Raw genomic sequence first — 14184 nt, forward strand, 5'->3', positions numbered from 1 at the left:
CCGCGCAGGCGTGTCGCGAACTGCTCTCTCGATCGGCGTGGGGGCGCGTGCTCTCTCGCCGGTGAGTGACCAGTGACCTCGCGCCTCAGAGCTTGACCACGGGGGCATAGCGCAGCAGGAGCCGCTTGACACCGAGGTCGGCGCCGAAGTCGACGTGCGCCAGGGACTTGTCCCCCTCGCCCTCGACCCGCACCACGGTGCCGAGCCCGAACGCGTCGTGGGTGACCCGGTCCCCCGCCTTGAGCGAGATGACCGTGCGGTTGCCCGGGCTGCGCACACCCGGCCGCGCCGCCAACGTGGCGACCGCCGGCTGCCCCGAGCCACGCGCACCGGAGAAGCTCGGGCCGAGCCGCTGCCAGTCGAGCAGGTCGCCGGGGATCTCGTCGAGGAAGCGCGACGGCGGGCCGTACTGCGGCGCCCCCCAGGCAGATCGGACGGCGGCCCGGGTCAGGTAGAGCCGCTCCCGGGCGCGGGTGATGCCGACGTACGCGAGCCGGCGCTCCTCCTCGAGCTCCTTGGGGTCACCGAGGGATCGCAGGTGCGGGAACGTCCCGTCCTCCAGCCCGGTGAGGAAGACGACCGGGAACTCCAGCCCCTTGGCGGTGTGCAGGGTCATCAGGGTCACCACGCCCTGTGCCTTGGCGTCGGGCGAGTCCGGGATCTCGTCCGCATCGGCCACGAGGGAGACCTGCTCGAGGAACTCCTCCAGGGCCCCGGCAGGTCCGACGTCCTCGGGCTCCTGACCGGGGGGCAGCTCGCCCTCGGCCACCGCGACGGCGCTCTCCTCCGCCTTGCGCTCGTCGAACTCCTGGGCGACGGCGACGAGCTCGGCGAGGTTCTCGAGCCGGGTCTCGTCCTGGGGGTCATGGCTGGCCCTGAGCTCGGCGACGTAACCGCTCTGCTCGAGAGTGGCCTCGAGCAGGCCGGCGATCCCGGCGCCGCCGTCGTACACTGTGCGCAGCGCCTCGAGGAGCTGGGTGAAGCCCTTGATCGCCGCAACAGAGCGGGTGGCGATGCCGGGCGCGTCCTCCGGCCGGCCGAGGGCCGCGACGAAGGGGATGCGCTCCCGCTCGGCGAGCGCCGCGATGCACGCCTCAGCGCGGTCGCCGATCCCGCGCTTGGGGACGTTGAGGATGCGGCGGAGGTTGACCGTGTCGGTCGGGTTGGAGATGACGCGCAGGTAGGCCAGGGCGTCCTTGATCTCGCGCCGCTCGTAGAACCGCGTCCCCCCGACGACCTTGTAGGGCAACCCGACCCGGACGAGCACCTCCTCGATGGCCCGGGACTGGGCGTTGGTGCGGTAGAAGATGGCGACGTCACCGGGCCGCACACCGTGCTCGGCGAGCTCGTCGATCTGCTTGGCGACGAAGGCGGCCTCGTCGTGCTCGTTGTCGGCGACGTAGCCCACGATCAGCGGCCCGTCGCCGGAGTCGGTCCAGAGGTTCTTGGCGCGCCGGCTCTCGTTGCGGGCGATGACGGAGTTCGCGGCGCGGAGGATGCGCTGGGTGGACCGGTAGTTCTGCTCGAGCAGGATGGTGCGCGCGTCGGGGTAGTCCTGCTCGAACTCGAGGATGTTGCGGATCGTCGCGCCCCGGAAGGCGTAGATGGACTGGTCGGAGTCCCCGACCACGCACAGCTCACCGGGCGGCACCACGTAGTCGTCCTCGCCCGGACCGCGCACGCCCTCGCCGACCAGCTCCTTGATCAGCTGGTACTGCGCCTGGTTGGTGTCCTGGTACTCGTCGACGAGGATGTGCCGGAAGCGCCGCCGGTAGTACTCCGCGACGTCGGGGAAGGCCTGGAGCATGTTGACGGTCATCATGATGATGTCGTCGAAGTCGAGCGCGTTGGCCTGCCGCAGGCGTCGTTGGTACTGCGTGTAGGCCGCCGACAGGGTGCGCTCGTGGTGCGAGTGGGCGCTGGTGCCCTCCCCGACTCGGGAAGCGTAGGTCTCCTCGTCGATGAGCTCGTTCTTCAGGTTGCTCACCTGCGCCGAGAAGCTCCGGGGCGCGTAGCGCTTCGGGTCGAGGTTGAGGTCGCGGATGACGAGGCTCATCAGGCGCTGACTGTCGGCCGCGTCGTAGATCGAGAACGTCGACTTCATCCCGACCTTGGCGGCCTCGCGGCGCAGGATCCGCACGCAGGCCGAGTGGAAGGTCATCACCCACATCGACCGGGCGCGCGGGCCGACGAGCGCCTCGACCCGCTCCCGCATCTCGGCGGCGGCCTTGTTGGTGAAGGTGATGGCGAGGATCTGCCCGGGCTGGGCACCCCGCTTGCCGAGGAGCCAGGCGATCCGGTGCGTCAGCACCCGGGTCTTGCCCGAGCCTGCGCCGGCGACGATGAGCAGCGGGCTCCCCTCGTGGACGACAGCCTCGCGCTGGTGCGGGTTGAGCCCCTCGAGCAGCGTCTCGGGGTCGGCTGAGCCCCACGGGGCAGCCGTATGCCGCTGGGCTGGGTCCGCGGCCGACTCTCCTCCGCGCGCAGCCGCGTCCGCCCACGTGGGCACGCCACTGGCCGTCACGTGCGGGTCGGTCGGGTGCTGACCGCCGGGAGGGCTCGCCTGCCGCACCGACGACGTCGGCCCCGGTCCCGTCTGCGGCGGCCCGTCGGGCCCGAAGAGGTCGTCGAAGAGCGTGCTCATGATCGTCCAAGCCTACGTCGGCGGCCCGACAGCACCGACCAGCCTCGCGCACGGGCTGACCTCTCCTGCGAGGGTGCCGACAGTGCAGACAGTGCCGACAGTGCCGACACGGACTGCGCCCCGCGACGTGGAGGATGATGGCGCCGTGCCTGATTCCGCCCCCGAACCAGCCGGGCCCCCGTTCACCATTCGTCCGGCGACCGTTGACGATGTCGACGACCTCGCCCGGCTCGTGCGGGAACTGGCCCGCTACGAGAAGGAGCCCGACGCGGCCGTCGCCACACCCGACCACTTCCGCGAGGCGCTCTTCCCCCGGGGAGCGAGCCCAGCGGCATACGCCCATGTCGCGGAGCGGGACGGAACCGTCGTGGGGATGGCGGTGTGGTTCGTCAGCTTCTCCACCTGGACGGGGCGGCACGGCCTGTGGCTCGAGGACCTCTTCGTCGAGCCGCCGCAGCGCGGGCTCGGCATCGGCAAGGCCCTGCTCACGGAGCTCGCCCGGATCTGCACCGACCGCGGCTGGACCCGTCTCGAGTGGGTCGTCCTGGACTGGAACGCCCCGGCGATCGAGTTCTACCGGGCGCAGGGCGCGCACGCCCTGGACGAGTGGACGACCTACCGCGTCGCGGGTGAGGCACTTCACCGCCTCGCGGGAGGGTGACGGGCGCCATAGGTCCCGGTCCGACACCGGATTCGGCACCATGCTGAGGAGAGGAACCCCCGACACCGGAGACGCCATGCCTGCACCCACGAGGCGACGCATCGGGCCTGTTGACACCATCTGGCTCAACATGGACCGGCCCAACAACCTCATGGTCATCGAGTCGCTGATGTTCCTCGACGGCGTCCCCGACTGGGACGAGGTGACCGAGCTCATCCGCAGTCGGGTGGTCGAGCCGTTCCCCGTCTTCCGCCAGCGCCCCGAGTCGCCATCCATCGTCGGGCAGCCCTGGTGGGTCGACGACGAGGACTTCTCCCTGGCCCGGCACGTCCGGCGCGTCACCCTGCCGGGGCCCGGCGACGACGCCGCCCTGCAGTCGCACATCGAGGCCGAGCTCGACGTCCCCCTGGAACGCAGCCACCCCCTCTGGCGGCTGCACCTCATCGACGGCTACGGGGACGGCTCCGTCCTGCTGCTGCGCATCCACCACTCGCTGGCCGACGGCATCGCGCTGACCCGGGTCCTCATGTCCCTCACCGACGGCGACCCGGACGAGATCGCGGGCATGGCCGTCACGACGCACGCCGTCCCGGAGGCGAGCCTGACGGGGGCGCTGGACGACCCGCCCGTCGTGGAGGCGGCCGAGGCGACGTCGCACCCGCTGGAGCTGCCGATCGTCGGGCCGGGCCTCCGGCTCGCCAGGGACGGCGTCGGTCAGCTGCTCAGGCTGGCCACCCCGCAGGGCGCCCTCGACGCTGCCCGGTTCGCGGTGCGCACGACACGAGTCCTCGGTGACCTCGCCCTGGCGCGCAACCCGAGCAACCCGTTCGAGGGGCGGCCGGGCGGCGCCAAACGGGTCGTCTGGACGGATCCGCTGCCCCTCCTCGGCCCCAAGCAGCTCGGCCGACTGGCCGGGGCGACGCTCAACGACGTGCTGATGAGCGCCGTGGCGGCGGCGTTGCACCGCTACCAGCTCGAGGAGGGGCACGAGCCCGTCGACCTGCTCACCATGGTGCCGGTCAACGTGCGACCGCTCGACGAGCCGCTGCCTCCAGAGCTCGGCAACCGCTTCACGCTCGTCTACTTCCGCTTCCCCAGCGCTCTGGGGGCTCCGCTGGCCCGGCTCGCCGAGACGAAGCGGCGGATGGACTGGGTCAAGCGCTCCCCCGAGGCGGTGCTGACCTATGCGCTCATCAACGCCATCGGGCGCACCAACCCGACCCTGGAGCGCTTCCTGGTCGACTTCTTCGCCAACAAGGCGATCGGGGTGACGACGAACGTCGCCGGCCCGCGCTCTCCACGCACCCTCGCCGGGGTGCCGCTCAGCGGCGTCCTCGGGTGGGTCCCCGGGTCCGGGCGGCACGCGCTCGGCGTGTGCGTCTTCACGTATGCGGGGACGGTGCGGGTCGGCTTCATGACCGACGTCGACATCGTCCCTGACCCGGAGCGACTGCTCGCCGCCTTCGAGGACGAGCTCGACCACATCGTGCATCTCGGGCGGCCGCGGCCGAGCCGGGGAAGGAGCAGGCGTGCCAACCGACCACGCGCGACGTGACGTCGAGATCGACGCGGCCCCGGAGGTGGTCCTCCACACGCTTCGGGACGTCGGGAGCCAGCCCGAGTGGATCCCGACGATCAAGGAGGCCGAGGTCACCGAGAGCGACCCGGCCGGCCTGCCGGTCACGGCCCGTTTCGCTGCGGCGACGGCGGTGGGCACGGACCGCTACACGCTGGCCTATGAGCACGGGCCCGCCGGGATGAGCTGGACCATGGTCGAGGGCCGGCTGCAGACCGGCCAGGAGGGGCGCTACACGCTCGAGCCGCTCGGGCGGGGACGGACCCGGGTCACCTACGACCTGACGATCCACCACAACCTGCCGCTGCCCGGTTTCATCCGCTCGCGGATCATCACCGGCCTGGTCGACGAGACGCTGACCGGACTGCGCCGCCGACTGGAGGGCACGCCCTGACCGACGCCATCGGCGGTCGTAGGGTGTCGTCATGACGACTGCCAGAGGTGTCTTCGTCCGTGAGCACGGTGAGCGCGAGGTCCTCGAGGTCCGCGAGCACGACGTGCCCGACCCCGGTCCCGGCGAGGTGCAGGTCCGGGTCGCTGCCGCTGGGGTGAACTTCATCGACGTCTACCGACGCCAGGGCGTCTACCCGGGGGCGACCCCCTTCGTCCTCGGTGACGAGGGCGCCGGGACGGTCGCGGCCGTCGGCGCGGACGTCTCCTCCTTCGCCGTCGGCGACCGCGTCGCCTGGGCCCAGGCGAACGGCAGCGAGACGACCCTCGTCAACCAGCCCGCCCACCTGCTCGTGCCCGTGCCCGACAGTGTCGACCTCGAGGTCGCCGCCGCCGCGATGCTCCAGGGCATGACGGCGCACTACCTCACCACCAGCACGTATGCCGCTGGGCCGGGTGACGTCGCCCTCGTCCACGCCGCGGCGGGCGGAGTGGGGCAGCTCCTCGTGCAGCTCCTCGTGGCCAAGGGAGCCACGGTGGTCGCGACGGCAGGCTCGGACGAGAAGCTCCAGATCGCAAGGCAGCTCGGGGCCGCCCACCTGATCAACTATGCGACGGTCCCCGACCTCGCGGCGGCCGTGCGAGACGCGGCCGGCCGGGGCGTCGACGTGGCCTACGACGGGGTCGGCAGGGCGACGTTCGACGCCTCGCTCGCCTCGCTGCGGCCGCGGGGGCTCATGGTGCTCTTCGGTGGCGCGAGCGGGCAGGTGCCCCCCTTCGACCTGCAGCGCCTCAACTCGGGTGGCTCGCTCTTCGTGACGCGACCCAAGCTGGGCGACTACGTGGCCGACCGCGAGGAGCTGGAGTGGCGGGCACGCGAGGTCCTCGACGCCATCTCCTCGGGCAGCCTCCGGGTCGAGATCGGCGGCCGGTTCACCTTCGACGAGGCGGCGCAGGCGTATGCGGCCCTCGAGGGCCGCCGCACGACCGGCAAGCTCATCCTCGTGCCGGGCGACGAGGCGGCGGCGTGACCCGCAGGCTGTTCCGGCACGAACGCATCTGGACCGGAGCCGCACCCGCACCGGGGACGACCGCCCTCCTCGTCGAGGACGGCCGCGTCGTGGCCGTGGGCGACGAGGCGCGGCACGCCGCGGCCGCCGGGGCAGCCGAGGTGGTCGACCTGCCCGGTGCCGCGGTCATGCCGGGACTGCACGACGCCCACATCCACACCGAGTGGGTGTCCCGTGACCTCGCTGAGGTCGACCTGCGCGAGGCCCGATCGCTCGAGGAGGCGCTCGAGCTGATCCGCGAGCACGTCGCGTCCTCCCCCGCCGGCCGACCGCTCAGCTCGGGGCGGTGGAACAGCAACCGGTGGGCCCGACCGGTCCAGCCCGACCGCTACGCCCTCGATGCGGTGACCGACGGCCGGGTGGCGGTGCTCGACTCCGTCGACGGGCACACCGTCTGGGCCAACTCCCTTGCGCTGCAACGGGCCGGCATCACCCGCGACACTCCCGACCCGGTGGGAGGGCAGATCGTCCGGGATGCCGACGGCGAGCCGACCGGCATCCTCCGAGAGTCGGCACAACGCCTGGTCGACCCGCTCATCGCGGGCGAGGCGGCCGAGCCGCTTCGTCCACTGATCGAGCGCTGCCAGGAGTGGCTGCTCTCCGTGGGCTTGACCAGCATCACCGACATCGACGGTGAGGACGCCCGCGCCGCCTATCTGGCCATGCACGCGGACGGTGGGCTCCGCGTGCGCGTGACCACGTGCGTCCGGGACCCGGACCTCGAGCTGGCCGTGTCCGAGGGCCGCCGCTCCGGGCAGGGCGACGACGTCCTCCGGGTCGGGCCGGTCAAGTTCTTCAGCGACGGCGCCCTCGGGTCCCACACCGCCCACATGACCGAGCCCTATGTCGGTGGGATGGCCGGGCACGAGTCCTGTGGGATCGCGGTGACGCCCTACCCCGTTCTGCTGGAACGCATCCGGATGTCGCTCGCCGCCGGCCTGGACGTCGCCACCCACGCGATCGGCGACGAGGCCAACCGGTTGGTCCTCGACGCGTTCGGCGTCATGCGCGAAGAGGGGCAGCGCGGCATCCTGCGGGTCGAGCACGCCCAGCACGTCCGACCGGTGGATCTCCCCCGGTTCCGAGCCCTCGACGTCGTCGCCTCGATGCAGCCGAGCCACTGCACCGCGGACCTCGAGCTCGCCGACGAGATCATCGGGCCGCGGCGGCTCGCCTCCTATGCGTGGCGGTCGTTCCTCGACGCCGGGGTCCGGCTCGCCTTCGGGTCCGATGCCCCGGTCGAGGACCCCAACCCCTTCTACGGGCTGCACGCCGCGGTGACCCGACGCCGCGCGGACGGCTCCCCCATCGGTGGCTGGCGCCCCGAGGAGCGGATCACCCTGGACGAGGCGGTCGCCGCCTACACCGTCGGGGCCCACGGGGCGGTCGGCCGCACCGACGTGGGCCGGCTCGCCCCCGGCCAGCTCGCCGACCTCATCTGCCTGGACCGGGACCCCTGGCAGCTGGAGCACTCCGATCCCATGGCCATCCGGGACACGACGGTGCTGCAGACCTGGGTGGGAGCGGACCTCGCCTTCGAGCGCGGCTGAGCCCAGCGGCATACGGGCTGGTTCTGACGGACGGACGACCGTTGGTCGCCTCACCTCGCCGATGCGAGCCTGCCCGTGCGGGACTCAGGTGGCCGGTAGCCCCTCAGTGGAGCAATGGTCGTCCGGCGGGGGCCGTGCGCGCGTCCGGCGACCCGGGTAGGTTCGCGCCATGGGAGTCCCCCGGTACGTCTACACCGACAAGCAGCAGCCCACCGTCCACGGAGCCATGGCTGCGGTCTCCACGGAGATCCGCGAGCGCGCGGCGGAGCACGGGATCGACCACGTGACGCTCGAGCTCGTCAACCTGCGCGCCTCCCAGATCAACGGCTGCGCGTTCTGCCTTCACCTGCACACGCACCTGGCCCTGCGCGCCGGCGAGTCGCCGCAACGGATCGCGGTCCTGCCGGCGTGGCGCGAGTCGGGCCTGTTCACACGGGTCGAGCAGGCGGCGCTCCGGATCGCCGAGGCCGTCACCCTCGTGGCCGAGCGCCACCTGACCGACGACGAGTACGACCTGCTCAGGGAGGACCTGACCGACGACCAGCTGGCCCTGCTCATCTACGCGGCGTCGATGATCAACGCCTTCAACCGCATCTCCATCCTCAGCCACCACCCGGTGACCTACCGCGAGGAGTTCGGCGCCCTTCCGAGGACAAGCCGGGGGACGAGCCGGGGGACGAGCCGGGCTGCCGACCGGTAGCGGCTGGTCAGGTCAGTCGTTGCCGGGGACGACGGCCAGCAGCAGCGTCGCGAAGAGCGTCAGCGCACCGACGACGATGAGGAAGATGCCGATGATCCCGACGCCGCCGGCCCCGTCGGCGGTCGATCCCAGCCGTCGTCGGCGCCCGATGACGGCGAGGAGCGTGCCGGCGGCGACCCACGCAAGCCCGATGAGGAGCCCGGCGAGGACCCCGGTGTTCCAGCGCACCTAGCTGACCCGGGTCGAGGTCACCACAGGGCGGCGACGAGGGTGGCGAGGACTCCTGCACCGCCGGCCGCGTCGAGCTGTGTGCGTGCCGACTGGCCCTTGCGCGACCGGGCGTTGCCGATCTCGGCCATCGCCACGACGACGAGGGAGAGGACGAGCTTGGTCGTGATCTTCGCGTAGTTCAGCGGCCGGCCCCCCTCGTCCATCTCGAGCAGCCCGACGATGAGGATCCCGAGAAGCAGCTGTGCCCTGGCGGCCCAGACGATCGCAACGGGGAAACGCTTCGCGCCGCGGGTCACCACCCAGCCGCCGACGATGACGGCCATGCCGAGCAGGTGCAGCGCGACGATGACGTCGTAGAGGAAGTCCATGGCCGCATCCTATGGAGAGCCGAGGGCGAGCTCGGACACGTGGTGCCACGGCGCGCTGAGGGAGAGCTCTCCCAGCAGGTCGAGCGGCACCCATCGCGCGTCGGCGGTCGTGCCCCCGACGTCGTGGACGGTGGTGTCCGTCGGCTGGGGACACGACGCGCGGTAGACGATCCGCACCGCGTGGAAGTCCTCGACGACGCCGTTGGGCGCTCGCCCGATCCAGTGCGAGGACTGCACCTCGGCCAGCCCGCCGAGCTCGATGCGCTGTCCGGTCTCCTCCCACACCTCGCGGTGCACGCCCTCGACCGGGGACTCGCCGTCGTCGAGCCCGCCACCGGGCAGCCCCCACGAGCCGGCCACGTGCGTGAGGTCGTTGTACTGGGTCAGGAGCAGTCCGCGGTCGCTCCGGACGACTGCGTAGGCGGCCACCCGCTGGTAGGGGTCGCCGGCTTCGTCCGGGGCCACGTCCGGGTCGCGCGGAACGTCCACCTCCCCCGGCCGTATGCCGCTCAGCCGGCTCACGACGTAGGCCAGCTCGAGCGCGCCGTCCGCCGCGAGGTCGGCACCGACCGCTCGGTCGGCCCGCCACCCGTGGCGGGCCAGGAGGGCCTCGGGGTGCTGTCCCTGCGCCAGGCGGCCGGCCTCGACGCGCGCGCCGCCATCGGTGCGGCCGACGACCCGGATGCCACCCGGGACGTTCGTCCTCATCGGCGGCCGGTCGCCAGTGCGATGGCGCGCTCGTACTCGCCCAGCGCCAGTGCTGCCACCTGCGTCCAGTCCTGCTCGGGTGGGTTGTCGAGGTTCCAGCGCCGCATTCGCGCCACCCTCGCCCGGTCGGCTGAGAGGCCGGCGAGCGCACCGGCCATGGCGGCGTCGTCCGCGACGATGAGTCCGCCGACCCCGTGCGTCACGAACTCGCCGATCCCCGAGCCGGACCGGCCCACGACCGGAAGCCCGGTGGTCCGGGCCTCCAGCGCTGCGATCCCGAACGACTCGAGAGCCGACGGTGAGACGTAGACGTCGGCGGCGGCATACCGCTCGCGCAGCTCGTCGCGGGTGACCCGGCCGGGGAGCGCGACCCAGTCGATGTCGTGGGCGGCCAGGTAGGCCTCCACCTTTCGGCGATCCGGGCCCTCGCCGAGGATGGTCAGCCTGAGCGACCCCCGGCCGGCGAGACGGTCGGCGCGCGCGACGAGCTCGACGAGGGCGCGGGCGCGCTTGCGTGGGGCGAGCCGCATGGCCGTGATGAGCTCCAGGGGTGGCTGGGCCGAGCCCGGGCTGTGCGCCGCGGGGCCACTCGAGGTGGTGGGGGTCCCGCCGCCCGTCGAGTGTCCAGCTTCTGCCGGGCGCCAGCGTGCCACGTCGATGCCGTTCGGCAGGACCGACACGGTGGCGGCCGGACCCACCAGCTCACGGAGCGGCTGGGCCGCGACCGCCGACACCGCCGACATCGCGACGCCACGGGCGGCCCAGCGCCGGACGAACCCGGCTGCGGCGAAGCCCGGCGCGACCTGCCCGAGCATGCAGTGCCACGTCATCGCCGTCGGCAGCCCGAGGTCGAGGGTGACGCGGGTGCTGTCCCAGGCGAACGGCGAGACGACACCGGTCTGGACGTGGGCGACGTCGAAACCACCCCCCTTCAGGCGTCGGCGCAGCTCTCGGGGGGCGAGTGGGTTGACCGGGAGCTCCCACGGCAACCGGATCGCCAGGCGGTGCACGGGGATGCCGTCGACGGGAGTGATCTCGCCGCGCAGCTGGCCCTGCGGACCGGGCGTCGCGGTGAACACCTCCACCTCGTGCCCGAGAGTCACGAGATGACGGGCGAGATCGTGGGACTGCACCTCGATCCCGCCCAGCCTGGGCAGATAGCAGTCCGTCAGCAGAGCCACCTTCACGGGAATCACTCTGTCATGCGTCGATCCCTGCCGAGGGCGCCGGATCGGACGCTCGCGAGGAGCAACCGACCGTCGGCGAAGACGGGGACGAGAAAGACGACGTGCGCGGCGTACCACCAGGCCAGGCCTGACCCCGGAAGGGCCACCCACCACGCGGGGACGGTGAGCAGGCAGGCTCCCGGGCCGGCCACAGCCACGAGCCCGACCTGCCGTGCCGTGAGCGTGCCGACCGGGACGACAGAGAACCGGAAGGACGTGCGCTCGAGCGTGATGTGGGTGATGCCGGGGATCCGCCTCAGCAGGACCACGTGGGCGACCTCGTGCACCGCGAAGGAGCCGACGAGTCCCACCACCACCGTCCTGCCGAACGCCGCCGCGACATCGACGAGGCTGCCGTCCCCCGAGGCGGCAAACCACACCGCGGCCGCGCCGACGAGCAGGGCCACGAGCACGAGGAGGGGCCAGACCTGCGCAGCGACTCCCCCGACGATGTGACGCAGGTGCAGCTCAGCGGCCGGCCAGGTTCGCAGGCTAGCTATGGGACCGCTCCCGAATGAGGTCGGCCCGGTACGCCTTCAGGCTATGGAAGGCGAGCTGGGTGAGCGTGACGAGCCCGAAGAGGACCACGAAGAGCACGACCAGCCCCACGGGGTTGTCGACGCCCATCGACGAGCCGACGACCCCCTCCCGCACCTCGCGGGTCTCGAAGAAGACGGACCCGAAGAGCCCCTCCTTGCGAATGTTGTCCTCATCCGTCGAGAACATGAGATAGAGCAGAGCTCCCGCCGCGATCACGAGGGTGAGCAAACCCGCCCCGACCGCGCTGTTGACGAACAGAAGCGCCTTTTTCATTTCTTCTCCTTGAATCGAACGCACGTATGGCTTGAACGCTGTACCAGACCATGAGCGCACCCGTGCCGATGACAATGGTGAAAACCATCGGCCGGGGCAGCTGGAGAATTCCCAGTGCAATTCCGACGCATCCGAGAGTTGCCGCCGTCACGGTGAGACCGAGGAACACCGAGAAGGGATTGTCGTTCTCGGCGGGAAACGCGATTCCAATACAGATGGCGATGAGAGCGCCCCCGATGCAGCCGGCGAGGGACAGGCCCGCGCCGGCGAGCTGGTCCGGGCGCACGACCGCGACCACGGCGACGGTGGGGATGGCACCGCTGAGGAGCAGGACCAGCTGTGCCTTGACGAGCCGGCCGTAGGTGCGCCAGGGCGAGCCGCCGTCGGCGACCAGGGCCCGCAACGGCTCGGTCGAGGCGAACTGGTAGAGGCCGCTCATCGACAGCACGGCGAGCGCCCAGAGCGGGTTGGTCACGGGCTCGAGGCACAGACCGACGAAGACGGCCACCGAGACGGCGATCGCCAGCCAGGTCTGCGAGCTGCGCAGGAGGCATCGGTCGTAGGGCCCCATCCGGCGAGCGAGCGGCCAGTCGAAGGGCGCGTTGAGGTAGCGGGAGTGGCGAACGTGCTGGTTGGGCGTGGCCCAGAGCGCGAGCGCCACCAGAGCCGCCGAGGCGACGAGGAAGACGGTCACCATGGCGACCGGTCCGTACCTCGCCGAGATCCAGGCGAGGGTGGCGACCCACACGAGCTCGCGGCGGTCCGACAGGTAGGCCTCGGTGGCCTGCGACGCGAGCGGGCCCAGCCTCGACGCATAGACGAGGAGCACCGCGAACATGACGAGAATGAGGACGACGTGCTCGATACGCCTGAGGCCGATCAAGGCGAGGAGCCGTCCCAGCAACAGGTACGCGGCGCTGAGCACGAGGTAGGTCAGGACCATCGGGAAGACGATCGCCTCGAGCAGCCGGACCAGCGCCGCAGGACCCAGCAGGACCACCGCAGCGGCCGTCAGGGAGGTGAAGCCGACGGTCGAGACGATCCCCGCCATGGTGGCCTCGTACATGAGCAGGGCCCCGGCGCGTTCCCGGTTGGTCAACGGCAGGTGGAAGCTCAGCTCCAGCATGCCCGACGCGTTGAGGAACAGGACCTTGACGAGGAGGAAGGCGATCTGGACCCAGAGCACCACCGACACCGTCGACATCTCGAACAGCAGGCCCCACACCTTGGCCTCGGCGGTCATCGGTTCGAGGAAGAAGTACGCTGCGACGGCCCCGGTCACGAGCACGGTGGCGACCGTCGCCAGCGCGAGGGCCTTGACCGCGGTCGACCCCAGCACGCCCATCCGGGAGACGCGGCGGATGAAGAAGCGCAGCAGCATTCGCGCGAGGACCAGGGAGCTGCGCAGTCTCATGGCCGGTTGTGCTCCGCGTCGAGCCGGCCGAAGACCATGGCCGCGAGGGACCCGTGCTCGTCGACGAGCGAAGCGGTGCTGGCGTCAGCGACGAGCACGCCGTGGTCGAGGAAGAGGACCCGGTCCGCGAGCCGCTCGAGCAGCGCGAAGTCGTGGGTGCACAGGACGACGGAGCGGCCCTCGTCCCGAAGGCGTCCCAGCTCCTTCCCGGTGAGGTGGAGCGCCTCGATGTCGATCCCGTTGAGCGTCTCGTCGATGATCGTGAGCGGACGACGCAGGAGCAGCGCGGAGACGATCTGCGTCTTCTTGCGCATCCCGTGGGAGTAGTCCTCGATGAGGTCACCGAAGCGCCCCGACATCGAGAAGGTCTCGAAGAGCCGAGCGGCAGCGGCGTGGTCCACGTCGACGCCGTAGAGGCGGCCGAGCATCTCGATGTACTCGCGGCCCGTGAGGAACTGGGGCAGGTAGTCGTTGCTGGCGAGGTATATCGCCGCCGACTTGGCCGCGGGCGAAGCGTGCTCGTGGCCGCTGACGGTGATCGACCCGGCCTGCAGGCGCAGGAGGTCGAAGACGGTCTTGATGAGGGTCGACTTCCCCGAGCCGTTGGGGCCGAGGAGACCGACGATCTCCCCGGCGTCGACGGTGAAGCCGACCTCCTCGAGGACGGTGACGTATCCGTCGTACGAGTAGGTGACGCCGTGGGCTTCGAGCACTGGCATGGCGGTGTCCTTTCTCGGCGCTCCGTGCGGGCAACGTGTGGCCGGCGCCGACCTCTGGCCGTGAGCCGGCCACACGTTGTCGAGCTCAGCGGGTCGGCGTCAGCCGTTCACCCG

General features: G+C 71.5%; 15 protein-coding genes. 6 read left to right on the forward strand and 9 right to left on the reverse strand.

Annotated features, from left to right (window positions below; all coding sequences use genetic code 11):
* Positions 1–85 precede the first annotated feature (85 nt).
* Positions 86–2644, reverse strand: a complete 2559-nt coding sequence (gene pcrA, locus ABWV20_RS10055) for a DNA helicase PcrA (RefSeq protein WP_353354997.1) — start codon at positions 2642–2644, stop codon at positions 86–88.
* Positions 2645–2789: 145 nt separating this feature from the next.
* On the opposite strand from pcrA, the gene ABWV20_RS10060 reads away from it, so the two are divergent.
* From ABWV20_RS10060 to ABWV20_RS10085, 6 genes are all read left to right on the forward strand, one after another.
* The gene (locus ABWV20_RS10060; RefSeq protein WP_353354998.1) at positions 2790–3305 is read left to right on the forward strand and encodes a GNAT family N-acetyltransferase; all 516 of its coding nucleotides are present in this window, start codon (positions 2790–2792) and stop codon (positions 3303–3305) included.
* A gap of 76 nt (positions 3306–3381) precedes the next feature.
* Positions 3382–4860: a wax ester/triacylglycerol synthase family O-acyltransferase gene (locus ABWV20_RS10065; RefSeq protein WP_353354999.1), complete on the forward strand. Its 1479-nt coding sequence runs from the start codon at positions 3382–3384 to the stop codon at positions 4858–4860.
* The gene (locus tag ABWV20_RS10070; protein ID WP_353355000.1) at positions 4835–5275 is read left to right on the forward strand and encodes an SRPBCC family protein; all 441 of its coding nucleotides are present in this window, start codon (positions 4835–4837) and stop codon (positions 5273–5275) included. Before ABWV20_RS10065 ends, ABWV20_RS10070 begins: the two co-directional genes overlap by 26 nt.
* 31 nt (positions 5276–5306) lie before the next feature.
* Entirely contained in the window at positions 5307–6302 is a 996-nt protein-coding gene (locus tag ABWV20_RS10075; RefSeq protein ID WP_353355002.1) for a quinone oxidoreductase family protein, read from the forward strand.
* Complete coding sequence (locus ABWV20_RS10080) at positions 6299–7891, forward strand: amidohydrolase (RefSeq protein ID WP_353355004.1); 1593 nt, start codon at positions 6299–6301, stop codon at positions 7889–7891. Before ABWV20_RS10075 ends, ABWV20_RS10080 begins: the two co-directional genes overlap by 4 nt.
* A gap of 169 nt (positions 7892–8060) precedes the next feature.
* Positions 8061–8591 (forward strand): carboxymuconolactone decarboxylase family protein, encoded by a 531-nt coding sequence (locus ABWV20_RS10085; RefSeq protein ID WP_353355006.1) that lies wholly within the window; start codon positions 8061–8063, stop codon positions 8589–8591.
* A gap of 12 nt (positions 8592–8603) precedes the next feature.
* On the opposite strand, the gene ABWV20_RS10090 is transcribed toward ABWV20_RS10085, so the two are convergent.
* From ABWV20_RS10090 to ABWV20_RS10125, 8 genes are all read right to left on the reverse strand, one after another.
* Complete coding sequence (locus tag ABWV20_RS10090) at positions 8604–8819, reverse strand: hypothetical protein (RefSeq protein WP_353355008.1); 216 nt, start codon at positions 8817–8819, stop codon at positions 8604–8606.
* 20 nt (positions 8820–8839) lie between these two features.
* Positions 8840–9190, reverse strand: coding sequence for a hypothetical protein (locus ABWV20_RS10095; protein WP_353355010.1), 351 nt, complete (start codon positions 9188–9190; stop codon positions 8840–8842).
* 9 nt (positions 9191–9199) lie between these two features.
* On the reverse strand, positions 9200–9898 hold the full coding sequence (locus tag ABWV20_RS10100) for an NUDIX hydrolase (RefSeq protein ID WP_353355012.1): 699 nt from the start codon (positions 9896–9898) through the stop codon (positions 9200–9202).
* Entirely contained in the window at positions 9895–11085 is a 1191-nt protein-coding gene (locus ABWV20_RS10105; RefSeq protein ID WP_353355013.1) for a glycosyltransferase family 4 protein, read from the reverse strand. The genes ABWV20_RS10100 and ABWV20_RS10105 overlap by 4 nt, the downstream gene beginning before the upstream one ends.
* A 5-nt stretch (positions 11086–11090) precedes the next feature.
* Positions 11091–11531, reverse strand: a complete 441-nt coding sequence (locus ABWV20_RS10110) for a hypothetical protein (RefSeq protein WP_353355015.1) — start codon at positions 11529–11531, stop codon at positions 11091–11093.
* Positions 11532–11616: 85 nt separating this feature from the next.
* Positions 11617–11850: a hypothetical protein gene (locus ABWV20_RS10115; protein WP_353355017.1), complete on the reverse strand. Its 234-nt coding sequence runs from the start codon at positions 11848–11850 to the stop codon at positions 11617–11619.
* Positions 11834–13351, reverse strand: coding sequence for a hypothetical protein (locus tag ABWV20_RS10120; protein WP_353355019.1), 1518 nt, complete (start codon positions 13349–13351; stop codon positions 11834–11836). Before ABWV20_RS10120 ends, ABWV20_RS10115 begins: the two co-directional genes overlap by 17 nt.
* The gene (locus tag ABWV20_RS10125) at positions 13348–14070 is read right to left on the reverse strand and encodes an ABC transporter ATP-binding protein (protein WP_353355021.1); all 723 of its coding nucleotides are present in this window, start codon (positions 14068–14070) and stop codon (positions 13348–13350) included. Before ABWV20_RS10125 ends, ABWV20_RS10120 begins: the two co-directional genes overlap by 4 nt.
* Positions 14071–14184 lie beyond the last annotated feature (114 nt).

This window comes from Intrasporangium sp. DVR (genome assembly GCF_040365325.1).
In the GTDB taxonomy this organism is placed as follows: Bacteria; Actinomycetota; Actinomycetes; order Actinomycetales; family Dermatophilaceae; genus Intrasporangium.